Source organism: Roseimicrobium gellanilyticum, assembly GCF_003315205.1.
Taxonomy (GTDB): domain Bacteria; phylum Verrucomicrobiota; class Verrucomicrobiia; order Verrucomicrobiales; family Verrucomicrobiaceae; genus Roseimicrobium; species Roseimicrobium gellanilyticum.
This window is the reverse complement of record NZ_QNRR01000002.1, coordinates 70,956-94,782: the sequence shown is the minus strand read 5'-3', so window position 1 is coordinate 94,782 and position 23,827 is coordinate 70,956. Positions and strand designations below refer to the sequence as shown.

The following is a 23,827-nucleotide window of genomic DNA, read 5'->3' as shown; positions in this document are numbered from 1 at the left end:
ATTTTGCATTGTTGGGCGCGGCTGCTCGCGCTTGCAGTTGGGGTGAGGGCTCATGGGCCAGCTACCGCCACCCGCCGCCGAGGCTCGGCGGACTACTTTCTGGGCGGCATCCTGATTTATCGTGACGGGCGGGTGGATAGGGTGATCTCGCGAAGGGATTCCTCCTTCGTCGGGCTGCGCTAACGCGAGGTACGTTGGCGGAGACAGATCTCCATTTGCACTCCGGCCCGAATGCGGTTTCCTGTGCGCCCCTTTTTCACACATCCCCCTCATGAGCAGCGAACGACGCAAACAGTACCCCTTCGACGAATTCGAGCCGAAGTGGCAGAAGCTTTGGGACGAGACCAAGGCCTTCCGCACACCCGGTCCGGGGGACGCGGATTTTGTGGCGTCGAAGCCGAAGTACTTCGTGATGGACATGTTCCCCTACCCCAGCGGTGAGGGTCTGCATGTGGGTCACCCTGAGGGGTACACGGCCACGGACATCGTGGCGCGCTACAAGCGCATGACGGGCAGCAACGTGCTGCACCCCATGGGCTGGGACGCCTTCGGCCTGCCGGCAGAGCAGTATGCCATCAAGACCGGGCAGCATCCCCGCGTGACCACGGAGAAGAACGTGAACAGCTTCCGTGCGCAGCTCAAGCGCCTGGGTTTCGCGTATGACTGGGACCGTGAAGTGAACACGACGGACCCGGGGTACTTCAAGTGGACGCAGTGGATCTTCCTGCAGCTCTACAACAGCTACTGCGATGAGAAGACCGGCAAGGCCCGCCCCATCTCCGACCTGGAGCAACTGGGCTGGGATCGCGATCGCATCGATGCGCGCCGCCTCGCCTTCGTGAGTGAGGCGCCGGTGAACTGGTGCCCTCAACTGGGCACGGTACTGGCGAATGAAGAAGTCATCGACGGCAAGAGCGAGGTCGGCGGCTTCCCCGTGGAGCGTCGCCCGCTGCGCCAGTGGATGCTGCGCATCACCGCCTTTGCCCAGCGTTTGATCGATGAGCTGGAAGATCTGGACTGGCCGGAGAGCATCAAGCTGCTGCAGCGCAATTGGATTGGCCGCAGCGAGGGTGCCGAGGTGAAGTTCGAAATCGAAACTCCCGACGCTCCATCGAATCCCTCGGTCACGGTGTTCACCACGCGCCCGGACACGCTGTTCGGCGCCACGTACATGGTGCTGTCCCCTGAGCATCCGCTGGTGAAATCCATCACCACGGCGGAGCAGCAGCCGCTGGTGGAGGCTTATGTGAAGCAGGTCGCGAGCAAGAGCGATCTGGAGCGCACGGAGCTGGCGAAGGACAAGACCGGTGTCTTCACGGGTGCGTATGCGATCAACCCCGTAAACGAAACCCGCATCCCCGTGTGGATCGCGGACTACGTGCTGATGAGCTACGGCACCGGCGCCATCATGGCGGTGCCGGGACATGACGAGCGTGACTTTGAGTTCGCCACGAAGTTTGACCTGCCGATCGTGCAGGTGGTGCAGCCGCCGGAAGGCACCGACTGGAAGGGCTACACGGATGACGGCATCGCCATTCACTCCGGATTTCTGGACGGCCTATCCACCCCCGACGCCAAACGCACCATCTCCGAGTGGCTGGAGGAAAAGGGCCTGGGCCGCAAGATGGTGAACTTCAAGCTGCGTGACTGGCTCTTCAGCCGCCAGCGCTACTGGGGCGAACCCTTCCCGATTGTGTGGGAGGATGGCAAGCATCGCGCCGTGGACGTGTCCGAGCTGCCTGTGGTGCCGCCAGATTTGGATGACTTCAAGCCCACCGGCACGCCCGAGCCTCCGCTGAGCAAGGCCACCGCCTGGGTGCAGTATTCGGACAAGGCAACCCGCGAGCTGAACACGATGCCCCAGTGGGCTGGCTCCTGCTGGTACTACCTGCGGTACTGCGACCCGAAGAACACCGAGCGTTTCATCTCCAAGGAAGCCGAGGCCTACTGGATGGGCGCGAATGGCAAGCCCGGTGGCGTGGACCTGTACATCGGCGGCACGGAGCATGCCGTGCTGCACCTGCTGTACGCCCGCTTTTGGCACAAGGTGCTGCATGACCTGGGTCACCTGATGACGCCGGAGCCTTTCCAGCGTCTGGTGAACCAGGGGCTGATCATGGGTGAGGACGGGCAGAAGATGTCCAAGTCCCGCGGCAACGTGGTCAATCCCGACCACGTGGTGGCCGAGTACGGCGCGGACTCACTGCGCCTGTATGAGATGTTCATGGGTCCGCTGGAGCAGGTGAAGCCCTGGAGCATGAAGGGCGTGGAGGGCGTGTACCGCTTCCTGGCCCGCGTGTGGCGCCTGGTGCAGGAGAGCAACCAGGAGGGCGTGTGGTCCACCTCACCGCAGCTTCAGGACGTGGCTCCGGACAGCAAGCTGAACAAGGTGCTGCATGAGACCATCAAGAAGGTGGGTGAAGACATCGAAAAGCTGAGCTTCAACACGGCCATCAGCCAGATGATGGTGCTCACGAATGCCTTCACCCAGTCCGAGGTGAGGCCCGCCAGCGCGGTGATGACGCTGCTGGTGCTGCTGAACCCCTTCGCCCCGCACGTTTCCGAGGAGCTGGCAGAGCGGCTGGGCGCGGCCTTCCCTGCCCTGAAGCCGAAGGGCCTGCTGGCCCACCAGACCTGGCCTGCCTATGACCCCGCCGCGCTGGTCGCCAGCGAGGTGGAGGTGGTGCTGCAGGTGAATGGTAAACTGCGCGACCGCCTGACCGTCCCCGCGGAGATTTCCAAGGAGGACATGGAGAAATTTGCCCGGGAGAATGCCAAGGTGAAGGAGTTCACCCAGGGCCTCACGGTGCGAAAAATCGTTGTGGTGCCCGGAAAGCTGGTCAACGTGGTCGCGAATTGACATACTCTTCGCGATAAATATCGGAAAAAATGCGCATCGCTCTGGTTCACTATGCAGCACCTCCCGTCATCGGGGGCGTGGAGCGTGTGCTGGAGCAGCAGGCCCAGATTCTTGCCATGCACGGCCATGAGGTCGTGGTGGTGAGTGGGAACAAAGGCGCGAAGGTGCAGGGCGCGATCATGGAGTATGCGCCGAATTTCTATATCAAGCGTCTCCGCTCTGCCTTCACCGGGTGCGATGTGATCATGGTGCACAACATGTTCACCATGCCCTTCGCCTGGGACTGCACCCAGACCCTGGCGGAGCTCAGCCGTGAGATGACCGGCACCCGGTTCATCAACTGGGTGCACGATGTGGATGTGCCGAAGGATACCTTTGATGCGCTCCAGCTCCGTGCCGAGCACATAGCTGTGTCGGAGGTGCGCCGCGGTGAATTTTGCCAGAAGCTGGGCATCGCGAAGACGAAGTGCAAGGTGGTGCCGAATGGCATCAATGCAGGGGCCACGCTGGGCCTGACCAAGAACGTCTCTGCCTTCGCCTCACGGCATTCCATCTTCGAGCGTGAGATGGTGCTCTTCCACCCCTCGCGCATTGTCGCGCGGAAGAACATCGAGCTCACCATCGAGACCACGGCTGCTCTCTGCAAGATGGGGATCGATGCGGTGAGCATCGTCACCGGTGCCGCAGATCCGCACCGTCCGGAGTCCCAGGAGTACGCAGCCAAGATCAACGCGCTGATTCACAAGAAGAAGGCGGAGGAGCATGTGCTTCTGGCTGGCCAGCGCTTCGAGGCCTCCGATGAGGATGTGCGGGGATTCTACGACCTCTCCGACGCCCTATTTTTCCCCAGCAAGGTGGAGGGCTTCGGCCTGCCCCTGCTGGAGGCGGCGCAGCACCGGCTGACGGTTTTCTGCTCAGACATCCCGGCGCACAAGGAGGTGGCGGGGAAGCACGCGGAGTACTTCGTCCTCACGGAGAAGCCGGATGCCATCGCGGCCAGAATCGCGAAAGCGCTAAAAAAGGATGCCTTCGGGGCGAGGAAAAGGGAGGTTGTGCGACAATTTAGTTGGGAGCGTATCTACAAGGATTATCTTGAGCCCTTGCTCAAGGCGGGCTAAGGGTGGGCCATGTCATTGACGGCTAACTCTTTGGACGAGAATGCAACACGCATCCTGGAAGCCCGGCACCATGACCCCTTTTCCTACCTTGGGCCGCATCGGCTGAACGATGGCCGCCTGGTGGTGCGGGCGTTGCAACCGCAGGCACACGCATTGGACATCGTATTGCTGGACGGCGGCGGCACCTTTTCCGCCGAGCTCCTGCACCCCAATGGGCTCTATGAAGCCTACCTGCCGGCGGATGCCTGGGGCAAGGCATATGAGGTTCATTGGCAGACGCATGAGGGCAAGCATGTGCAGCATCGCGATGCCTATTCCTTCGGCCTGTGTCTTGGAGATCTGGACATGCACCTCTTCCGCGAAGGGCGGCACTGGAGGCTCTTTGAGCACCTGGGCGCGCACCCGAAGGTGAAGGATGGCGTGAGCGGCATGCAGTTCGCCGTGTGGGCGCCGAATGCGAAGCGTGTCTCCGTGATTGGCGACTTCAACTGCTGGGATGGTCGCGTGCACCCCATGCGCCTCCGCATGGAGGGTGGCATCTGGGAGCTCTTCATCCCGCACATCGGGCCCGGCGCGCACTACAAGTTTGAAATCCTGGGCGCTCATGGACAACTCTTCAACAAGAGCGACCCCTTCGCCTTCTTCGCGCAGAATGGTCCGCAGACCGCTTCCCTGACCTGGGACTACCACCTGTATCAGTGGAAGGACTCGGACTGGATGCAGCGCCGCTCTTCGCAGGATCCCTATCACGCCCCCATGAGCATCTACGAGGTGCACCTCGGTTCCTGGAAGCGTGGGGAGAACAACCGCCCGCTCTCGTATGACGAGCTCGCAGACCAGCTCATCCCGTATGTGAAGCAGCTTGGCTTCACGCACATCGAGCTCATGCCGGTGAGTGAGTTCCCCTTTGATGGATCCTGGGGTTACCAGGTGGGTGGCTACTATGCGCCGACCTCGCGATTTGGGAATCCGGATCAGTTCCGCCACTTCGTCGATCGCTGCCACCAGGAGAACATCGGCGTTATCGTGGACTGGGTGCCTGCTCACTTCCCGAAGGATGCGCACGGCCTCGCACGCTTCGATGGCACTGCTCTCTATGAGCATGCGGACCCGCGCCAGGGCGAGCACATGGACTGGGGCACGCTCATCTTCAACTATGGTCGCAACGAGGTGAGAAACTTCCTCATCGCAAACGCGCTCTTCTGGCTGGAGCATTACCACATCGATGGCATCCGCGTGGATGCGGTGGCCTCGATGCTCTACCTCGACTACTCCCGCGAACAGGGCCAGTGGGTGCCGAACGTGCATGGTGGCCGCGAGAACCTGGAGGCGATCGCCTTCATGAAGGAGCTGAACATGCAGTGCTACACGCAGCATCCCGGCGTCATGATGATCGCCGAGGAGAGCACGGCGTGGGGTGGTGTATCACGTCCTGTGGCCAGCGGTGGCCTGGGCTTCGGCTTCAAGTGGAACATGGGCTGGATGAATGACACGCTCAAGTACATGGAGAAGGAACCCATTCACCGGAAGTACCACCACGGTGAGGCCACCTTCTCGATGCTCTATGCGTATGATGAAAACTTCATCCTCGTGCTGAGCCATGATGAAGTGGTGCACGGCAAGCACGCGCTGCTGGACAAGATGCCCGGTGACCGCTGGCAGAAGTTCGCGAACCTCCGCATGTTCCTCGGCTGGATGTGGATGCACCCCGGCAAGAAGCTGCTCTTCATGGGCGGTGAAATCGGCCAGTGGCGTGAGTGGTCCCACGAGCGCCAGCTCGACTGGGAGGTGCTCTTTGGTGAGGAACACCGCGGCCTGCAGAAGCTGGTGGCAGACCTGAATCATCTCTATACCTCCCGCCCTGCCCTGCACCGCCGCGACCACGAGAATGGCGGCTTCCGCTGGCTGGATGCGAATGATTGGGAGAATAGCCTCTTTGTCTTTGTCCGTGAGGAGCCAACGGGAGACCAATGCACCGTGCTGGTAAACGCCACGCCAGTGCCCCGCCAGGGTTACCGCCTTGGTGTCAGTCAGCCTGGGGTGTATCGCGAACTGTTGAACACGGACTCTGGTCTCTACAGCGGTGCGAACCTGGGCAATGGCGCCGGACTCAATGCCGAGCCTACCCCGTGGCAGGGGCAGCCGTACTCGGTGGTAGTGACCGTGCCGCCGCTGGCGACGGTGGTGATTGCGAGGGAGTAGGTTGTGGCCAATACGGAACGCGTCAGCGCTCGTGGTGACGCGTGAGGTCGCGAGCATGAAGCGGCCCTGGGAGCGCTGGCCTCTGGCTGGCGTTGCGTGGGCGGGACGTTGCATTGCGAAATGACGCCGGCCGGAGGCCAGCGCTCCCAGGGCCGTACCACGCATTTTAGGGCGGGTTAAACAAAGTCGTGGCCTTGAATCAGGGGTGACTTGCCGCACCGCGACCAGCGGTCGCGGTGGGGGTGGCGCGCCCCACGACGAAAATGGCTACACAGTAAACCGCTCTAGTGCTCAAGCGCACGTCCATAATGCGAGAGGAGCAGCAAGCCCCCCAGATGCGATACCATGGGTGAGCGGCGCATGAAGCGTCCGCATTTCTCCCATGATTTCTCAATCCTCCACCCCCACCCTCGCTGGCATAGCACCGCCTCCCTTTGAGCTGCCGGAACCGGTCGTGGCCCCCGTACATCCCGTGGAGCAGTTGCTCGACAAAATCACCGCGCGTACAGGTGAATTTTCCCGGCAGGATCCGGCCCGTGCCGTGGCCATTGCTCTGGGGACCGGCATTTTCCTCAATGTGATACCCACCCGCTTCATTGTGAAAACGGTAACGGCAGTCACGGTGACCGTGCTTCGCCCGGCACTGCTGACTCTGGGCATCATCAAGGCTCTCGAACTTTGCACAGAGAAACACCAACATACCGACCCATCATGAGCGCATATCCTGAACCCCTCGGACAACAAGCTTCCGAAACAGCCTCCGCAGCCATGAGCCAGGCTCAAAACATGGCAGAGCGGGCAAAAGAAAAAGCCACCCAAGTCATGGGCCAGGCGCAAGACATGGCTCACCATGCCAAGGAATCCGCCATGCATGCCGCCGAGCAGTGTGGCGAACTTTGCAACACCACCACAACAGAGGTGGAGAACTTCGTACGAAAGCATCCGGTGTGGGCCGTTGCCGCCACCGTGGGCATCGGCTATGCCGTGGGCCTGCTGGCACGTGAACTTCTGACACCGCCCCCGCCTCCGAAGAATCGCGCCGTGCGGATGCTGGAAGACATCCAGGAGCGCCTCACTGATTTCCTCGGACCGGCCTATGACCGCGCCAGCCACTACGCCGAAGATGGTCTGAGCGCCGTGAAGAGCGGAGCTCAATCCCTCAGCGACATGAAGCTGGGCAACCGCCTCAAACAATTCTTCTCCAACTAATCCTCCGATCGCCATGCCGCTACGGCATGCGATCGTCCAACCGCTTCCTTCCCATGAAGACGATCGTCGCGCTGGTAGATTTTTCGGACATGACCTTCAAGGTGCTGAAGCAGGCACACCAGCTTGCTTCAGCACTCGGCAGTGAAGTCGTGCTGCTCCACGTGGTTTCCCCAGATCCAGTGGTGGTAGACTTTGGCATGGCGCCCACCGTGTACCGTCCGCCGTCTCCCGAAACCATCGCAGCGGAAGGCGACCGACTCGTGCAGCTGCAGGAGTCTCTGGAGAAATTTGGCGTGCGCGCAAGTACGCGGCAGATCCAAGGCTCCCGTGTGGAAGATCTCATTGAGGAATGCCGCCGCCTGGGAGCGGATCTCATCATCGTGGGCTCGCACGGACACGGGTCCCTCTACAACCTGCTAGTTGGGTCCATCACCGCCCAGGTGCTCAAGAGTTCACCGTGCCCCGTGCTGGTGGTGCCGGCTGCGGAGGAGAAGAAGACGGAGATGCTGAAGGAGGCGGTGTAACCCCACCCACATGCCTTTGGCGTGGAATCTCCTTGCCGATGCGGCGGTGAGGGTTAGGGAAAACATGGACTCGATTCGCCCTGCTCGGGCGCAGGGTCCTTCCCCCACCCTTCGTACCGCCTTCGTTCCTTCATGCGCCAGCCGCCCAAGAAATTTGTCCCGCATCCATTTCCCTATCATCACGAGCTCGACCTCACGATTGAGAAGCTGACGAACTTGGGACACGGCATCGCGCGAGTGGATGGCTGGGTGGTGATGATTCCCTTTGGGCTGCCGGGTGAGAAGGTGCGGGCGCGCATCCATCGCAATCACAAGAACTACAGCGAGGCGGATCTCATGGAGGTGCTGGAGCCTTCGCCAGATCGCGTAGAGGCGCGCTGCCCCCTCTTTGGCACGTGTGGCGGCTGCCAGTACCAGAACCTGAGCTACGAGAAGCAGCTTGAGTGGAAGCAGCAGCAGGTGGCGGAGCTGCTGAAGCACATGGCGCGCATCGAGCATGAGGTGCTGCCGGTGATTGGGTCGCCGAGGCAGTTTGAGTATCGCTCGAAGATCACGCCACACTTTGCGCAGCCACGGAATGGGCAGATTGCGGAGATTGGTTTCCTCGCGGACAGCAGCCGTCATCGCATCATCGATGTGCCGCGCTGCGACATCGCGATGCCAGAGCTCAATGAAGCGTTGGGCGGCATGCGTGAGGACATCCGTGCAAACGCCTCACGCTACAAGCGTGGTGCCACGCTGCTGCTGCGTGCTTCACAGGGAAGCGTACTCACGCAGTCCGCGCAGATTGCGACGGAGGTGGTGGATGGTGTGCGCTTCGAGTTCCAGGCGGGGGATTTCTTCCAAAACAACCCCTTCATCCTGCCCGCATTCGTGCAGCATGTGGCTGCGGAGGCGAAGGCCAGTGGCGCGCGATTCCTGCTGGATGCGTACTGTGGCAGCGGGCTCTTTGCGCTGACGTGTGTGAAGCACTTTGAGCACGTGGTGGGCATCGAGATCTCCGAGTCTGCCGTGGTGAAAGCGAGGCACAACGCGGAAATCAATGGCATTACCAATGCGCAGTTCACCGCGGGCAGTGCGGAGCATTTGTTTGCGAAGGCGGTGCATCCCGCAGGTGAGACGGCGGTGATTGTGGACCCGCCGCGCGCGGGATGTGGGGATAGTTTCCTGGCGCAGCTCTTTGAGTTTGCACCACGGGCGGTGGTGTATGTGTCCTGCAATCCGGCGACGCAGATGCGGGATTTGGTGAAGTTCAGTGAGGCGGGATATGAGCTGACGAAGGTGCAGCCGTTTGATTTGTTCCCGCAGACGCGGCACCTGGAGTGCGTGGTGACGTTGGTGAAGAGGGGGGAATAGTGCTCCTGGAGTTGGCACCTTGAGAAGACGCGATACACACGACAGATCCAGATGCTGTGACGCGCAGCGGCCTTGGACTGCGCGCAGCCTGCTGCCGCTTTGAAGAGTCCACAGCCTGCTGTGGCGATGGCGACACTCGCTAGTAAGGTAACGTGTCCAGAAAAGTTTGGCGACTTCGTCGCGGTGGAGTGTGCAGCAGGCTGCACTTCGGGAAAGCGGCAGCAGGCTGCGCGCAGTCCAAGGCCTTCGGCACAGCTTCCATATCTTAAACTCACGCTCTTGAGCAAGGGACAGTTCCAGCCTGCACTCCATGACGCAAAGCGCTCTATCATTCGTCGCTATAGCAGCCCCGGCATCATCAAAAGAAAATGCCCGCCCACCGGTGAGGTGGGCGGGCATGATGTATCACGTTATAGGTGATGATGAGTACGGTGTACTGTTCCCTGTACTACAGCGGCTTCTTGTCAGCCTCGCTGCCCTTGTTGGACTGGGTGGCTCCGGGGGTGGAATTTTGATTCTGTTGCGGCTGCGGCTGTGAGGAGCTTTCGCCGGGGCGATTCTGCGGGCCTTTGTTCTCCGGATTATCCCGATCAGGGCGGCGGTTGGCAGGATCGGTGGTGTCGGCTCCGGGGGTCTTCTTTTCCGTGGGAGCTTCCTTGGCCTGGTCATCCTTGCGCGCACTATTCGGGCTTGCCGGAGGATTGGTTGCGCTCTTGTTCGCAGACTCGTTCGGCTTGTCCGTGGAGGCTCCAGGACGCGAGGCGTTTCTGGAATCACTGGACGCACCTGGGCGATTGTTAGGACTGTCGGGCGAAGAGGCGTCAGGACGATTGGCATTGCCTCGGCGCTCGGAGGAGCTGTCGGGACGATTTGCATCACCATCAGGACGGCTGTTGCCCCGACGATTTTCTCCGGCACGCGATTCAGGTGTGTTGCGATCAGAGGGCTGGTTGCGCTGAGCTTCCGTGGAGGACGTGCGATCGCTGTCACGGCGTGAGGTTGAGTCCGGGCGGTTGCGCTCGGAGGTTCCGGTATCTGCGCGATCCGTGCGAGACGGGTCGGTGGCATCCGGGCGGTTGCGGTCACGATCGCGATCAGGGCCGCGACCGTCACGGCCACGTCCATCACGGTCACGGTCACGCTCGATATCCGTACGGGTGGAAGTTTCAGAACGGAAGCCCACACGGAGTTCTGCGGCATTGCCACCGAAGTGCGTGTAGGAGCGCTCGAAATACGAAGGCTCAAAGCGCGTGGTGGTACTGGTGAGATGAGTGCGCTCCACCACGGGTGCGCTGATGAGACGCTCGCGGTTGATATCGACCAGAGTTACTTCACGAGCGCTCCTGAAGCGCACCGAGGTATAGGGCACCGCGACGACACGCTCGGCGAGCACGCCACCGGTGACCAGTGCAGACACGATGCGCTGACTGCCGGGATCGACCACGACATAGCCGATATGACCAGCATCCTGGTTATCGGAGGTATGCAGCACCAGGTCTTCCTGGCACACTTTCAAGACGCTGAAGCCATCCACGACTTCTTGCGCGGGACTGCTCCATGGAACTGCCAGCGATACGGCAGCGATGATTCCAAGGTATGTTTTCATTTGGGGTGGTTTGGGTTGGGTAGGGTTGTGGGGGCAGGGATCACGCATTTTGCGCGATTTGTTTTTCTCGACTAAACCGCGTGATGTTTACTTTGCGGTCCTATCGATGGCTCTTGTTCGCGATTGCGCGGAGCCACGGTTGTAAGAAAAACCGAAGCGCGATCCTCGTGACCAAGGCGGACCAATCTCTGACGACCAACGGAGAACTTGGCTGCGAATCAGTTCCGCAAGCCAGCAATGGCGGGCAAAATTTTTCGCCACTTCCTGACCATGCCACTTCGTCGCCTCACTCGAAATTTGCTGCTCGGAATCGTGATGCTTCTGGGGGTAACGCTGGTCATTGCATTTTACATCCACCAGCAGGAGCATTCCCACACACGCATCGTTTCTCCATCGGGCGGCTCGGAGGGAGTGCAGCGGGCGATTGAGAAGCTGGGGCCGGAAGGCGGCGAGGTATTGCTGACTGCGGGCGTGTACGAGTGCGACCAGCCCATTGTCATTCGCTCAAACTACATCACGCTGCGAGGCGCGGGAAATGCGACGGTGCTGCGTTTGAAGGCGGGCGCGAACTGCCCGGTAATCATCATCGGTGATGAAGCGCCCACTCCGAGGCGCGAAGTGAGTGGCATTCAGGTGACGGACCTCGCCATCGATGGCAACCGCTTGAAACAAGATGTGGAGTGCTGGGATGGCTCGTGTGACACGGGAGAGAAGACGGTGATTCGCAGCTGTGGCGTGGTGGTGCGCAGGGCGGTGGACGTGTCGCTGGAACGCTTGAACATTTATGGCTGCCGTTCCGCGGGCGTGGTGACGGAGAAGGGATGCCGCAGGCTGGCGATTCGTGAGCTGAGCGCGAGTGACAATCACTTCGACGGGCTCGCGTGCTACGAGACTGAGGAGAGTCTCTTCGAAGGACTGCACCTGCATCGCAACAACTGCGCGGGCATCTCGACGGATTTGAAGTTCAACCGCAATCTGATTTCCAATGTGATGCTCTCGAACAATGGCAAGCAGGGAATCTTCATGCGGGACTCGCGGAGCAATGTATTCGTGGGCGTAGTGGTCGTGAACAGCGGCGAGCAGGGAATCTTCATCGCGCAGACGGACAAGGACCCGGAAACGGCGGTGGTGGGGAACACCTTTACGGCACTCACGGTGAGCGGATGCAAAGGACCCGCGGTGCGAGTGAATGACAAGTCGTGCAAAGATAACGTGCTGACGGGATGCCAGTTCATCGATAACGCGGATGGGTTATCCGAGGCGGCGTCAGGGCTGGTGAGTATGCGGTCGGAGTAATAATCCGAAGAGCTTCGGCGGCGTGCATGGGGAAATGAAAAATGAGAAATGAAAGATGAAAAATGCAAAGTGACTGAGGGGGATATCTGTTCCGAGCTCAATTCACTCTCGGTTTCTGATGCGTTCAATGCAGCCCGCCGCATCCAGCACCCTCATCATTTTGCACTTTTCATTTTTCACTTCTCATTTTGCATTGCCAGGAACGGCTGCTCACGCCTTTCGCGATGATGAGAGCGAGCCGGCCAGCTATCGAGACTGACCGCCGAGGCTCGGCGGACTACTTTCTCCGCGCAAGCATCAGCCACGCCCCCACGGCGAGCAGCACCGCGTCCCGCACGAGCGCTTCCACGATGGTGGTGGTCCCCTTCCCTCCTCCGAAGCAGCCGCACTCCACATCGAGGCCACGGGCCCAGGCGGAGATGAGGGCGATGGCGAATACGACGAGGGCGGCATTCAAGATGAGAAGGCCACCGCGGCGCAGCCAGCCGGTGAGCACACACAGGCCGGCGAAGATTTCCAGCCACGGCAGCAGCAGGGCGAGCCATGCGGCAAAGGGGTCTGGCAGCAGGTGAAAGCTGCGAATATTGACGAGGAACTGGGCGGGGTCCTGCACCTTCACCCAGCCGGACCAGATGAAGACGCCGCCGAAGATCCAGGCGAGTACTTCACGCACCCATCGCATGGCAGCCCCCTGCTTCATGTCATGCAAATGCCGCCACGAATGCAGCATCGAGCGCGAGGTTTTCCTGCACGTTCGTATGCAAATTCGAATGCAGGCGACGCAGTTCCTTGATGCGGCGAGAGACGGTAGCAGGCTCCCAGCGTTGCGCGAGAGCGCCCGTGGCGGCAGCATGCTCGGGCAGGTCCAGACGGCCGACACCGACCTGATGACGCAGCACGTCGCCGAGCCATGAGAGCAGCAGTTCCATGAGGCCATCGCGCTCCTGCCGATAACGCGCTTCGATCGCCGCTTTGGTTTCTTCCTCGCGATCCTTCAGCCAGGCGTTGTCCACGTCCGTGGTCTGCCTGTAGAACTTTTTCTCTTCCTCAAAGCCGGACTCGAGTTCCTTTGTCAGGCGATCTTCGATTTCAGTGAGGATGTCATCAAACTCCTTCCGCAGTGCGAGCGCGCCAGCAAGCGAGTCCGTGGGACGGTTTGCCAGGTCGGTGAGCAGCCGCACCATCTTGGCTTCGGGCTGAGAAAGCTGTCGCGTGTTATTCTCCGGGAGCAGCGCGATACGGATGACGCGCGAGAGAGTGGTCTCGAGGAACTGCTCGGGCTGGGTGGAGAGCAGGAGGAAAAGCGTGCGCGGGGGCGGCTCCTCCAGCGTGCGGAGGAAGGCATTCTGCGTGGCCTGATTCATCCGCTCCGCATCCACGAAGACGCACAAGCGATGCGCGGCGCCGGAGGTGGTGACGTAGAGGAAGGGCTCCACCTGCTCGCGAATGGTCTCGATGCGGATCTGACGGGACTTGCTCTCGGGGCGGAGGACGAGGGCGCCGTGCTTCTCCCAGGAGTCGAGGTCGGGCCAGCGCTCGCCGGAGACGAGGTTCAGGGTTTTCACCGCAAATCCGGGTAAATCTGCCTCCTTGGGACCGGAAATCAGGTAAGCGTGCCCGAGGCGACCCTTGTCCTTGGCACGGGCGAGGAGTTGCTGGGCGACGTTGGCTTTGAAGGGCATACGAAGATTTTCAGGAGGCGTTCGGGCGGCTGGGCCGGGACGTAAATGATGCTTTCCAATTCAGGAAACGCGTCCATGTTATACGCCCCCCTCAAATCCACAAGCGATGCATTCCTCCATGCAAGTCACCGCCGAGCAGTTCCAGTTCGCGACCCGCGAGTCGAAGTCCAACATCGAGCAGGGTCTGGCACTGGCCCCGAAGTTTGACGCCGATGGCCTCATCCCTGCGATTGCCCTGGACCACGAGACGAACGAGCCTCTGATGGTGGCGTACATGAATGCGGAGACGCTGAAGATGACGCTGGCGCTCGGTCAGGCGGTCTACTACAGCCGCAGCCGCAAGGAAGTGTGGCACAAGGGTGCGACCTCCGGCGAGTACCAGGTGGTCAAGGAAATCCGCGTGGACTGCGACCAGGACGCAATTGTGCTGAAGGTCGAGCAACTGGGCGGCGGTTGCTGCCACACGAAGGCTCCGACGTGCTTTTACCGGAAGGTGGATCTGGAGAATCTCCAGGAGGGCTTTGTGCCGCTGGTGAGGGATTGAGGAGTGTCCAGGTTAACAGCCACCTGCGTGAACAGGGTTCTCCTCGGATTTCGGTTCTCTACTAGCTGGTGAAAACGGGCCAAGGGTCTGCGAGGGCGTTCACCTGAGCTGGAGCGAGATGCTCTGTCCCGAAGGGACAATGGATGGTAGCCGGTCGGTGAAGGGAGTCTAGACGACTGCAACCACCGGATCACCCACGAGAACATCATGGCGTCCCGGAGGGCACGCCGGAAAGGGTGAGGTGGTGATGAAGCCTCCATCGACCGTGCCACGTTCTTCCGCCGTCCCTCCGGGACGGAAGCTTCTTCTAGCATCATGATCCGGTGGTTGCGGTCGCTTATGCTCCCTCCACCGACCGGCTACCATCCGCGCTCCCTCCGGGAGCAAATTCCGAGATGCGGAAGATGTGGAAGAAATCCACGGAGAGGTGTTCTTTGATTGGAACCCGAGTCGGTGCCTATGGCATTGTTGCCTGCTGCTTGGGTGGCAAGGTCGATGAGCAGTCGCTCCGGTGTCGTGCGGTCGCCATTTCCATATCTACAGGCTCGCGACCGTGGGGGCAGGAGTGCCCCCGATCCTTGGGCGGAGCTTCGCTCCTTCGATGTGGGCTCCGTGACCTTTGTTCCACTTGAGTTGGTGGTGTGAACCCAGCACCGCGTCTCGGTGATTTCACAAATCTGAATCCGCTGTGCTGTTTTTGTCCGCCGGAGACAGAAGCAAACAGTCCTTCATATTCTGCGACAGTTCGCAAGGGTGGTGCCACTCGCGGCGTTCTGTGGCACTCCCCGAAAATGGTGCCTATTGTCTCCGCCTTAGCGATTTTTCTGCTCACTTCCGTAGCCGAGTGGTTGCACGTCCGGAGAATTCGCGCCGTGGGCAGGCTGGCGTTTGGTCCTTCCGGCAGGGCGCATGGGTGGACGGGCGTGGTGTCGTGGCTGCGTGCGCTGTGTCTTGCCGCCTTCACCTGGGGACTGGCCACGCTGATGATGCTGGAGTATGCGCCTGCGGATACCGGCAAGGGCGGCGCGGACAAGGAGGCGACGCGAGTCATCTTCGTGGCGGACCTCTCCCCCAGCATGTACCTCGTGGACGCGGGGAAGGAAGGGACGCAGACGCGGCATGCGCGCATGAAGGATGTGGTGGATGCCATCCTGCAACGCGTGAGCGGGAACCTGCGCTTCGGCGTGATCGCTTTCTATACGGAGTCGCTGCCGGTGGTGATGGAGGCGCGTGACCCGGAGCTGGTGCGCAATGTCTTCAATGGATTGCCGGTCAGCTATACGATGCCGCTGGGGCAGACGAATCTGGGCAAGGCGGTGAATGATGCGCTGAAGCACGTGGCAGACTACCCCGAGGGCAGCACGCGCGTGGTGATTCTCACAGATGGTGACTCGGTGGGATTGGAACCCATCGCCGTGCGTCCGAAGTCGGTGAAGGAAATCTTCATCCTGGGCATTGGGAATGTGCACAAGGGCAGTTTCATTGATGGGCACCTTTCACGTCAGGAGGTGGACACGCTGCGTCTGGTCTCCACGGATCTCATGGCGACCTACATGGATGTGAATGAGAAGCACCTGCCGACGAATGCGCTGGGCGACCTGGTGGTGACCATAGCGCCGCCGAGTCGTGGACTAAGTCTCTCTGAGTGGGCGGTGCTGGCGATGGTCCTGAGTGCGCTGATTTATGCGCTCATCCCGGTGGCGCTGGAGTACTTCGGTAGTGACTGGAAGGTGAGCCGGGCGGAGCGTGAGGATGCAAGGCCCGCCAAACGCGCGAAGGAGGGCGCGCTGGTGACGCGATGAGGAAGTTCTTCACCCTGCTCTGGCTGCTCTTCCCCGTGGGAGTGTTGTACTACCACTTCAATGAGGGGCCCAATCAGATCGCGCGTGAGAAGGCACGCCTGCATGTGGCACAGATTCGCGCCATGGAGAAGGCGGAGGAGCCGGACTGGGAGAAGATCATGGAGGAGTATGACAAGCTCACCAAGGAACTCCCCACGGATATCGAGATCGTGGTGCGGCATCAGATCCGACTCTCCAAGGCGAAGGCGAAGCTGGAGATGCTGGATGTGGTGGGCTCCATCACGGATCTCACCGACCTCCTGCAGGAGACGGCGAAGGTGCATGGTGATGATGCAACCGTGACGCGCGCCACACGCGAGATGCTGGGGAAGGCGCACTACTATGCGACGTACCTGCTGAAGACGAATGGCGCTGCGGAGGAAGAGTGGCGCCCGTACGCGGAGCGCACGCGACAGATTTTCCGCTACCTCGCCGAGCACCAGGAGCCCGGCGCGCTCACGCAGTATGAGCAGCGTGTGGAGGCGGAGTTTGAGAAGACCCTGCAAAAGACCGTCCGATGAAACTCACTTCGATGCATTTCAAAGTCGCGCTGTGGTTGGGCCTGGCATGTCTGGCCCCGCAAGTGCATGGGCAGAGCGGTACGACATCGCCGGGAGTGCAGGGTGTGCAAGGCGTGAAGGAGAAAGCAGCGGCGGATATCAAGAATCTGGAACAGGGTAATGCCGCCAGCAGTGGTGGTGTGACGGACAAAGGCACGGTGGGTGAGGCGAAGAGCGTGAATCAGGTGCAGGGCGTGAAGACGGATGGCCGCAATGCCGTGCAGGCCACACCGCCACCACCGCCGAATGGTGCACCACCACCTCCTCCTCCAGCGAGTGCGACACCTCCTCCGCCATCAATGGCAACGCCGCCTCCGCCTGCGGGCGTGGTTGGCGTAGAGCCGGACTCTGCGGCGCCACCGCCTCCTCCGCCGCCGACGGCACCTCCCATCGTGCCAGCCGGGGGCACGACAGTCCCTGCGGGCGGTGGCTCCGTGGGCACGGCGGCAAACATCCGGGCGGTACAGGGTGTAGGAGGAATCAATACAGCCAAGCTGCAGAACCTGGAAGCGGCGCTGAACTTGAAGAAGGACGGCACGGACGCTCCCGCTGGCAATGCCGGCAGAGGACGCGCGGCGGCTGCGGGATTGCTTTCTGCCCCTCTGGAAAAACAAACCGGCACTCCGGAGGATGGTCGCGATGGTTTCCAGGAGTTCCAAAAACTGCAGGGCACCGGTTCCTGACCTGAGACTCACCACTCCCCTGCCCCTTCACGTTTCCACTTCTCCCCGGCACACCTGCATTTCCGTTCTCCTCATGCGTCCTCTCTCCACGCTCAGCATCCTCGGTGCCACTTGTGCGCTGCCCTGGCTGTCCTTCGCACAGACACCCGAGCAGCCACAGCCCGCAGTTCCGCAACCAGCACCGCCTGCGGCTGCTTCCACACCTGCGCCTACACCCGCGACTCCCGCAGCAACTCCTGCTGCGGCACTGGCGACCACACCTCCCGCTGCTGCGCCCACTCCAACTCCTGCGCCAGCGCCTGAGCCGCCGCCTGCTCCTGCACCACCACCGCCACCGGACCCGAAGGTGCTGAAGCAGCTTGAGTCGCTGGTGAACCAGAAGTTCAGCCGTGATCCGAATGATGTCTTCGGCGCGCTGAGCCGCATGGGGACGACAGATTCTTCCACCCTGGACGTGAAGGAGAAGTTTCTCCTCAGCTTCCGCACGGGTGACTGGGCCAGCATTCGCAAGCAGCTCGCGGAGATGCCCAATGATCTCGGACGCCGCATCTATGACAAGATACTCGCGGATCTCGTGGAACGTCAGAAGCCCAATGTGAAGTTGGATGATGTGGTCGGCATTGCGGATGCAGTGCCCGGTGATCTCACGAACGATGAAGTGCGCAGACTGGGCCAGCTCATGGGGCTCGCGGTGCCAGCGACTGAGAGCTACTGGCTCGCGGATCGTGTGAAGAAGGGCACGGAGAAATTCGGCGGTGCGGACCCGGCGAAGCGATTGATCGCGGGGCGGATGCTGCTGGCGGGCGGGTTCAAGGACCTCGCACGTGAGTACCTGCCACCGCTGGACCAGGTGCAGCAGATTCCGGATGAAGGTGTGCGCAATGAGATCATCGCCTTCCTCTCCACACAGCAGGAGACGGAGGCGGCGCAGCGCGCGCAGATGCAGAAGCTCTGGGATGAGAATCTACGCATCCTCTCCCTGCCGAAGGTGAACGAATGGGAGCGCTCCAAGGCGGCCTCCGCGATGGCCAAGGTGATCACGCAAATCCCGCAGACCACGCTCGCGCCGGTGATGCGTGACTTGCTCAAGAGCAATCCCGACGGCGCGCTCCGCCTCGTGAGTGGACTCGGAGTGAAGGTGCAGAACGAATCGCGCGGTGACGTGCAGCAGCGCATCGACAACCTCCGCGTGCAGCACACCATCGCGAATCTGCTCGCGGCGGACACGGACCTCAAGGCGCAGCCGTGGAATCAGATTTCGCAGATGATGGCGGACATCTGGATGTCCGAGGCGGAGAACACGTTCACCATCAAGACGGATGACCCGAACAAGGTGCGCGGGCAGAAGTTTGTGCCGCCCGCAGACTTGCTCATGTGCATGCCTGATGGGAAGTGGTCCGAGTCGCTGCCCACCAGCACACGCGATCGGCTGGATGTGATTCTCTCCAAGGTCATCCTCACCACGGATAACTTCGACGACGCCGCGCAACGCATTGTGGACATCGGCAAGCGCAACGCTGGCGCCGGTGTGGCACTCGCGGAAGACTTCCTGAATGTGTGGGCGAAGTCGCACAATCCGCAGCTCCCCGAGAACCTGCGCCGCCAGTATGAGCTGCCGGAGGATGCACGCATTCCGGTGACGCCCATCATGATGGAGAAGAACATCGAGAGCCTCGCGCGCATGATGGAGATTTTCCGCAAGGCGGGCATCGCTCCGCAAGACTACGGCAAGGTGGTGAGCGCTTTTGACCTCGCGTACAGCAACGCGGAGGCGTACAAGACCAGCCACATTGCGAAGGTGTTCGGCCCCATCGAGAAGATGGATGAGCCGCTCTTCTTCCTCATCGTCTCGCGCATGAATGCAAACCTCAGCGAGCGCTGGAGGAAGATGGATGTGCAGAAGGCCGGACTCACGCGTCGTGATGAGGAGCAGACGTTGGAGATGGTGCGCGCCGGTTATACGGGCGCCTTGAAGATGATTGATGACTGGATGGCGGGACATCCCGAGAGCAGCTCACGCGCGCTCACATTGGCTGGCACCTTGCTCACGGACTGGGGTGACTTTGAGTACTTCCAGGAACTCGTGACCGGTGATACCCGCAAGCGCATGCTCGGCTACAAGGAGAAGAACCTGCAGGCGCAGGATTACTTCCAGCGTGGTGCGGCGGCGTATGCGAAGGAGGTTACGAAGCTGAGTCCTGCGGAGTACTCGATTGATGCGTACCTGAATTGGTTCCACGGACTGCTGGGCATCGGCTCCGGTGGCCAGCTCAATCTCTCCAAGTCGATGAACCGCGCGGCACTCAACCGCATTCGCGAGAGCATCCTGGGTCTGCCAGACAAAGCGGGCAAGGCGCACATGAACCAATTCGCCAAGGTGGTGAATGCGCGCCTCGCAGATGAGAAGGACCCGCTGCATGAGGACCTGAAGTACCGCTACCTCGCAAGCGCTCTTATCATTACGAAGGATGACCCCTTCATGCTCGGCGCGGAGAAGAAGGTGCAATACTTCGATGAGCTGCTGAGTGAGATTCGCCTGCAGACGCGTGTGGATGGACCGACCACGGTGGGCCGTGACCAGGACTTCGGCATCATCGTGAGTGTGATTCACACGGAGGCGATGGGACGCGTGGCGCAGTTCAGCCAGTATCTCACGAATGATCCTGGCGCGGTGCTAGGGAAACCGCGCAGAAAGTCGCCGCTCGCGCGGAAGATGCGTGAAGCGCAGGGACCACGGGATGAGCTGGAGCTCAGCCTCACGGAGACGTTCTCTCCCTTCTTCGATATCAAGTCCATCATCTTCGCTGCTCCTGAAGTGAAGCCGCGACCCACGGCGCAGACGGGTTGGGAGGAGACAGTGCTGGCGTACATCCTCGTGCGGGCGAAGGACGCTAGTGTGGACAAGATTCCGCCGGTGGAGATGGAGCTGAAGTTTGTGGACCTCACCGGGCCGGTGACCATTCCGGCGGAGTCCGCGGAGACGGTGATCAAGGTGGATGCGGGCAATTCCACTCCGCGTCCGACGAGCAAGATTGAAGTCACGCAGACGCTGGATACACGGCAGTTCCACATCAACGGAGCGCTGCCTCTGGAGATCAAGGCCACGGCGACCGGACTGGTGCCGGACCTGGAGCAGTTGCTGGATTTGGAAGCGCTGAAGAAGGACATCGGCATCCGTCATATCAATGCGCAGGACGGACTGCAGGTGAAGGAGCTCAACACGTGGGGCGAGCAGGTCGCACCGGTCACGGAGCGCCTGTGGACCATCGCCCTCAATGGCGACCCCATCCGCAGCGCGGAAGGCCCCACGGAGATCAAACTTCCGCTGGCCAAGGCGAAGGAGACCACCGTGGTGTATCAGACTTATGATGACATGAACCTGGCCACGCTGCAGCAGCCGACCACCACGCTGGGGCCGAAGGCGAGCGATGGGACGACGGTTGTTGCAGCGAAACCGAGGGCACCCATCATGTCCATGGTCATTGGTGGTGGCGTGTTTCTCCTGCTGCTCATCATCGGCATCATCATTGCCGTGACGCGCCGTGGAGGTGCCGACAAGGAACGTCCGCTTCGTGCCCGGGATGTCTTCAAGATGCCCGGAGAGGTGGATGGCTTCTCCGTGGTGGCGCTGCTGCGCAAGCTGAAGGCGAGCCCGCTGGTGAGACTGCGCGAACCGCAACAGGAAGACCTGCAGAAGGACCTGCAGCGCGTGCAGCAATCATGCTTCGGTGCGGGCGCGAGTGCACTGTCTGAATCGGACCTGCGCGGAATTGCCAAGAAGTGGCTGGATGCTGCGTGCTAAGAACGAGCATCGTGACTATAGCCTGTCCTCCATGAGCACACAGCCCCTCGAAATCTATCGCGACCGGCACCTGTCTGGCAGCCGGACTCTGGAACTGTTCGAGGACAAGATTACCGTTTCTGGATACGAAGCATTCAAGAGTAACTTCAAAATCGATGTGCCACTGAATGCGCTCGAAACCAAATCTGGACATATACAGGTCAGGGAAAACACCGGACTGCTCGGCCTCGTGTCCTTTGGTGGAGGCGTGTATCTCATGGTGGACTGGACAAAGTATGCAGATTTCACCACCAAACCCGGATTCTGGGTTGGCGCGATCTTCTCGCTCCTCGGGCTCTACCTTCTATTGCGCGCGCTACGCAGGGTCGAACACGCAATTTTCTACACACCCGCAGGGGTGGCAAGACTTGGCATTCGACGCAGTGGTCCAGATAAGGAGCGCTTTCACGCCTTTGTAGACCGCGTCACAGCCCAGATTTCAGCCTGTCGCGCCCTGAGCGAAACCAAAGCAGCCCCGACCAATCTCTAGGTTCTGTCATTCTCCTTCCACCAAGTCCCATTCATGCACGCCGTCGCTTCCACTCCCCCATCATCAACCAGCGCCCAGTCTGCGCAAACGGCCCAGCAGTTCGTCGCGGGCGTCCGTGAGCGTGTTGCCAAAATCGTCGTAGGCCAGGATGTGGTCGTCGAGCGTGTGATGATTGCGCTGCTCACGGGTGGTCACCTGCTGCTGCAAGGGTTGCCAGGTCTCGCGAAGACGCTGCTGGTGAATACCATTGCCAAGGCCATCAACCTCGACTTCAAGCGGGTGCAGTTCACGGTGGACATGCTGCCCTCAGACATCGTGGGGTCGGAAATCATCGACCAGAAGTCGGGCGACTTCCGCATTCACCAGGGGCCGGTGTTCACGAACCTGCTGCTGGCGGATGAAATCAACCGTGCGGCTCCGAAGGTGCAGGGGGCGATGCTCGAAGCGATGCAGGAGCGCAAGGTGACCATCGGCGGACAGAACCTGAAGCTGCCCACGCCCTTCCTTGTGATTGCCACGCAGAACCCGGTGGAGCAGTCGGGCACGTTTGAGCTTCCTGAGGCGCAGCTTGACCGCTTCATGCTGCTGCATCGTCTGGGCTATCCCACGCGTGAGGATGAGCGGCAGATTCTCCAGCGACAGCTCAGCATGGGGCTGCGTCGTGAAGGTGGTGGCGCGGTGCCGCGCTCGGCGTTCGACATGATTGAGGACAATCCTTCCGCGTCCATCGCCGACCTCGTCAATGCCATGGAGGCGGTGCAAGCCGTGCATGTGAGCGAGGTCTTCGTGAAGCACTGTGTGGATTTGGTGCGTCGTACGCGTGAGTCGAAGCTGCTGGACTTCGGTTGCAGCCCGCGCGCAGGTCTCTCACTCATCAATGCGGCACGCGCGCGTGCGGTGATTCATGGACGTGACTTCGTGACGCCGGAGGATTTGTTTGAGCTCGCGGAGGACGTGGTGCTGCACCGCATCCGCGTGAGTTATGAGGCCTCGGCGGCAGGGCATACGGCAGCGCAGGTGTTGGAGTCGATTCTTGCGGAGCTTGGTTAACTTCAGCTTCATCCTCATGTACGCCGAAGGCGTAGGAACGGCAGCACGGACAACTAGTCGCACCACCCACCCGCCACACGACTCCTCACCCCAATCATGCGACGCAAAGTCAAACTTCACCAGGACCCGGTCGATGCCCGGCAGTTCGAGGTTGCCGTGAAGCAACTGGCGAACAGTCTGAACTTTGGGCAGGAGGATTCGGTGTTTCATGGGGCGGGGTTGGAGTTTGCGCAGTCGCGCGTGTATGTGCCGGGGGACCCGGTGAAGTTCATCGACTGGAAGGTCTCGGCGAGGTCGGACAAACTTTTCATCAAGGAGTTCCAGGAGCCAAAGCAGATTCCGCTCTACCTGCTGCTGGATACCTCTGCGTCCATGTGTGTGAGTTCGCAGGAGCTGAGCAAGTATGCGTGGGCGGTGCGCATTGCCACGGGCATCGCGCTCGCGGCGCAGGCGAACATGACACCGGTGGGCCTGCTGGGCTGTGGTGCGCGTGAGTTGCATGTGCGCCCCACCCTCTCGCGCAATGTCGTGCTTGAGTGGTCACACCAGTTGCGGCATCACGATTTCCTGGAGGAGACTTCGCTCGCAGCTCGCGCGCGTGAAGTGGCTCCCTCGCTGAAGCGCCGCACGATGATCATTGTGCTGAGTGACCTGCATGACCCCGAGGCGCTCGCGGCGCTGCAGGTGCTCTCGCAGGAGCATGAGTGCGTGGTGCTGCACCTGCAGGACCCGGCTGAGCTGCGCATGAAGGGCACGGGCATCTTCCGCGGGGTGGAGGCGGAGTCAGGCCGCGCTTTCACCGGGCATGGACGCCGCCAGTGGATCAACGCGGAGAGCTGGAAGGGTGAGCTCACGCGTTTCGGCATCGACTACTTGCACCTGCTCACGGACCAGCCCATCCTCGGCAAGCTGCGTCACTTCCTGAAGAGCCGCGGCTTCGGCGCTGCGGGCGGCAGATAACGAAC

The 23,827-nt window shown here is 61.0% G+C and carries 20 protein-coding genes; 17 read left to right on the top strand and 3 right to left on the bottom strand.

The genetic code is table 11. From position 1 onward, the window contains the following. The 8 genes from DES53_RS33425 to DES53_RS05660 all read left to right on the top strand — a co-directional run. On the top strand, window positions 1-183 hold a 183-nt coding region (locus tag DES53_RS33425), incomplete at its 5' end, for a hypothetical protein (RefSeq protein ID WP_211325457.1). Window positions 184-271: 88 nt separating this feature from the next. Continuing rightward, window positions 272-2,860: a leucine--tRNA ligase gene (gene leuS / locus DES53_RS05690; protein ID WP_113957274.1), complete on the top strand. Its 2,589-nt coding sequence runs from the start codon at window positions 272-274 to the stop codon at window positions 2,858-2,860. 29 nt (window positions 2,861-2,889) lie between these two features. Further along, a complete protein-coding gene (locus DES53_RS05685; protein ID WP_113957273.1) occupies window positions 2,890-3,978 on the top strand; it encodes a glycosyltransferase family 4 protein in 1,089 nt (362 codons plus the stop codon). 9 nt (window positions 3,979-3,987) lie between these two features. Next, window positions 3,988-6,180 (top strand): 1,4-alpha-glucan branching protein GlgB, encoded by a 2,193-nt coding sequence (gene glgB / locus DES53_RS05680; RefSeq protein ID WP_113957272.1) that lies wholly within the window; start codon window positions 3,988-3,990, stop codon window positions 6,178-6,180. Between the two features lie 382 nt (window positions 6,181-6,562). Beyond that, window positions 6,563-6,895: a hypothetical protein gene (locus tag DES53_RS05675; protein WP_113957271.1), complete on the top strand. Its 333-nt coding sequence runs from the start codon at window positions 6,563-6,565 to the stop codon at window positions 6,893-6,895. Continuing rightward, window positions 6,892-7,389 carry a hypothetical protein gene (locus DES53_RS05670; protein ID WP_113957270.1) on the top strand — a complete coding sequence of 166 codons (498 nt, stop codon included), beginning with the start codon at window positions 6,892-6,894 and terminating at the stop codon, window positions 7,387-7,389. Before DES53_RS05675 ends, DES53_RS05670 begins: the two co-directional genes overlap by 4 nt. Window positions 7,390-7,442: 53 nt before the next feature. Next, entirely contained in the window at window positions 7,443-7,913 is a 471-nt protein-coding gene (locus DES53_RS05665; RefSeq protein WP_170156884.1) for a universal stress protein, read from the top strand. Window positions 7,914-8,045: 132 nt separating this feature from the next. Next, window positions 8,046-9,269: a class I SAM-dependent RNA methyltransferase gene (locus DES53_RS05660; RefSeq protein ID WP_113957268.1), complete on the top strand. Its 1,224-nt coding sequence runs from the start codon at window positions 8,046-8,048 to the stop codon at window positions 9,267-9,269. Between the two features lie 448 nt (window positions 9,270-9,717). On the opposite strand, the gene DES53_RS05655 is transcribed toward DES53_RS05660, so the two are convergent. Continuing rightward, on the bottom strand, window positions 9,718-10,875 hold the full coding sequence (locus DES53_RS05655) for a hypothetical protein (protein ID WP_113957267.1): 1,158 nt from the start codon (window positions 10,873-10,875) through the stop codon (window positions 9,718-9,720). Window positions 10,876-11,145: 270 nt separating this feature from the next. Between DES53_RS05655 and DES53_RS05650 the strand changes: the two genes are divergently transcribed. Continuing rightward, window positions 11,146-12,171 carry a right-handed parallel beta-helix repeat-containing protein gene (locus DES53_RS05650; RefSeq protein WP_170156883.1) on the top strand — a complete coding sequence of 342 codons (1,026 nt, stop codon included), beginning with the start codon at window positions 11,146-11,148 and terminating at the stop codon, window positions 12,169-12,171. 277 nt (window positions 12,172-12,448) lie between these two features. On the opposite strand, the gene DES53_RS32815 is transcribed toward DES53_RS05650, so the two are convergent. Together DES53_RS32815 and DES53_RS05640 are read right to left on the bottom strand one after the other, a co-directional pair. Continuing rightward, window positions 12,449-12,853: a MauE/DoxX family redox-associated membrane protein gene (locus DES53_RS32815; RefSeq protein ID WP_170156882.1), complete on the bottom strand. Its 405-nt coding sequence runs from the start codon at window positions 12,851-12,853 to the stop codon at window positions 12,449-12,451. 19 nt (window positions 12,854-12,872) lie between these two features. Then, window positions 12,873-13,853, bottom strand: a complete 981-nt coding sequence (locus tag DES53_RS05640; protein ID WP_113957264.1) for a DNA polymerase III subunit delta' — start codon at window positions 13,851-13,853, stop codon at window positions 12,873-12,875. 118 nt (window positions 13,854-13,971) lie between these two features. Between DES53_RS05640 and hisI the strand changes: the two genes are divergently transcribed. From hisI to DES53_RS05600, 8 genes are all read left to right on the top strand, one after another. Beyond that, on the top strand, window positions 13,972-14,397 hold the full coding sequence (hisI, locus tag DES53_RS05635) for a phosphoribosyl-AMP cyclohydrolase (protein ID WP_113958107.1): 426 nt from the start codon (window positions 13,972-13,974) through the stop codon (window positions 14,395-14,397). A gap of 791 nt (window positions 14,398-15,188) precedes the next feature. Further along, a complete protein-coding gene (locus tag DES53_RS05630) occupies window positions 15,189-16,199 on the top strand; it encodes a vWA domain-containing protein (RefSeq protein ID WP_113957263.1) in 1,011 nt (336 codons plus the stop codon). Continuing rightward, on the top strand, window positions 16,196-16,759 hold the full coding sequence (locus DES53_RS05625) for a hypothetical protein (RefSeq protein ID WP_113957262.1): 564 nt from the start codon (window positions 16,196-16,198) through the stop codon (window positions 16,757-16,759). Before DES53_RS05630 ends, DES53_RS05625 begins: the two co-directional genes overlap by 4 nt. Beyond that, a complete protein-coding gene (locus tag DES53_RS32420; protein ID WP_147263229.1) occupies window positions 16,756-17,481 on the top strand; it encodes a hypothetical protein in 726 nt (241 codons plus the stop codon). The genes DES53_RS05625 and DES53_RS32420 overlap by 4 nt, the downstream gene beginning before the upstream one ends. A 73-nt stretch (window positions 17,482-17,554) precedes the next feature. Continuing rightward, on the top strand, window positions 17,555-21,283 hold the full coding sequence (locus tag DES53_RS33420) for a hypothetical protein (protein WP_113957261.1): 3,729 nt from the start codon (window positions 17,555-17,557) through the stop codon (window positions 21,281-21,283). A 31-nt stretch (window positions 21,284-21,314) separates the two neighbouring features. Beyond that, window positions 21,315-21,812, top strand: coding sequence for a hypothetical protein (locus DES53_RS05610; RefSeq protein ID WP_147263228.1), 498 nt, complete (start codon window positions 21,315-21,317; stop codon window positions 21,810-21,812). 33 nt (window positions 21,813-21,845) lie between these two features. After that, on the top strand, window positions 21,846-22,862 hold the full coding sequence (locus DES53_RS05605; RefSeq protein ID WP_113957259.1) for an AAA family ATPase: 1,017 nt from the start codon (window positions 21,846-21,848) through the stop codon (window positions 22,860-22,862). Between the two features lie 96 nt (window positions 22,863-22,958). Beyond that, a complete protein-coding gene (locus DES53_RS05600) occupies window positions 22,959-23,822 on the top strand; it encodes a DUF58 domain-containing protein (RefSeq protein ID WP_113957258.1) in 864 nt (287 codons plus the stop codon). Window positions 23,823-23,827 lie beyond the last annotated feature (5 nt).

Excerpts from the sequence above, each read along its gene's own strand:
- leuS (WP_113957274.1), top strand. The coding sequence starts at position 272 with ATGAGCAGCGAACGACGCAAACAGTACCCCTTCGACGAATTCGAGCCG.
- DES53_RS05685 (WP_113957273.1), top strand. The coding sequence starts at position 2,890 with ATGCGCATCGCTCTGGTTCACTATGCAGCACCTCCCGTCATCGGGGGC.
- glgB (WP_113957272.1), top strand. The coding sequence starts at position 3,988 with ATGTCATTGACGGCTAACTCTTTGGACGAGAATGCAACACGCATCCTG.
- DES53_RS05675 (WP_113957271.1), top strand. The coding sequence starts at position 6,563 with ATGATTTCTCAATCCTCCACCCCCACCCTCGCTGGCATAGCACCGCCT.
- DES53_RS05670 (WP_113957270.1), top strand. The coding sequence starts at position 6,892 with ATGAGCGCATATCCTGAACCCCTCGGACAACAAGCTTCCGAAACAGCC.
- DES53_RS05665 (WP_170156884.1), top strand. The coding sequence starts at position 7,443 with ATGAAGACGATCGTCGCGCTGGTAGATTTTTCGGACATGACCTTCAAG.
- DES53_RS05660 (WP_113957268.1), top strand. The coding sequence starts at position 8,046 with ATGCGCCAGCCGCCCAAGAAATTTGTCCCGCATCCATTTCCCTATCAT.
- DES53_RS05655 (WP_113957267.1), bottom strand. The coding sequence starts at position 10,875 with ATGAAAACATACCTTGGAATCATCGCTGCCGTATCGCTGGCAGTTCCA.
- DES53_RS05650 (WP_170156883.1), top strand. The coding sequence starts at position 11,146 with ATGCCACTTCGTCGCCTCACTCGAAATTTGCTGCTCGGAATCGTGATG.
- DES53_RS32815 (WP_170156882.1), bottom strand. The coding sequence starts at position 12,853 with ATGCGATGGGTGCGTGAAGTACTCGCCTGGATCTTCGGCGGCGTCTTC.
- DES53_RS05640 (WP_113957264.1), bottom strand. The coding sequence starts at position 13,853 with ATGCCCTTCAAAGCCAACGTCGCCCAGCAACTCCTCGCCCGTGCCAAG.
- hisI (WP_113958107.1), top strand. The coding sequence starts at position 13,972 with ATGCAAGTCACCGCCGAGCAGTTCCAGTTCGCGACCCGCGAGTCGAAG.
- DES53_RS05630 (WP_113957263.1), top strand. The coding sequence starts at position 15,189 with ATGGTGCCTATTGTCTCCGCCTTAGCGATTTTTCTGCTCACTTCCGTA.
- DES53_RS05625 (WP_113957262.1), top strand. The coding sequence starts at position 16,196 with ATGAGGAAGTTCTTCACCCTGCTCTGGCTGCTCTTCCCCGTGGGAGTG.
- DES53_RS32420 (WP_147263229.1), top strand. The coding sequence starts at position 16,756 with ATGAAACTCACTTCGATGCATTTCAAAGTCGCGCTGTGGTTGGGCCTG.
- DES53_RS33420 (WP_113957261.1), top strand. The coding sequence starts at position 17,555 with ATGCGTCCTCTCTCCACGCTCAGCATCCTCGGTGCCACTTGTGCGCTG.
- DES53_RS05610 (WP_147263228.1), top strand. The coding sequence starts at position 21,315 with ATGAGCACACAGCCCCTCGAAATCTATCGCGACCGGCACCTGTCTGGC.
- DES53_RS05605 (WP_113957259.1), top strand. The coding sequence starts at position 21,846 with ATGCACGCCGTCGCTTCCACTCCCCCATCATCAACCAGCGCCCAGTCT.
- DES53_RS05600 (WP_113957258.1), top strand. The coding sequence starts at position 22,959 with ATGCGACGCAAAGTCAAACTTCACCAGGACCCGGTCGATGCCCGGCAG.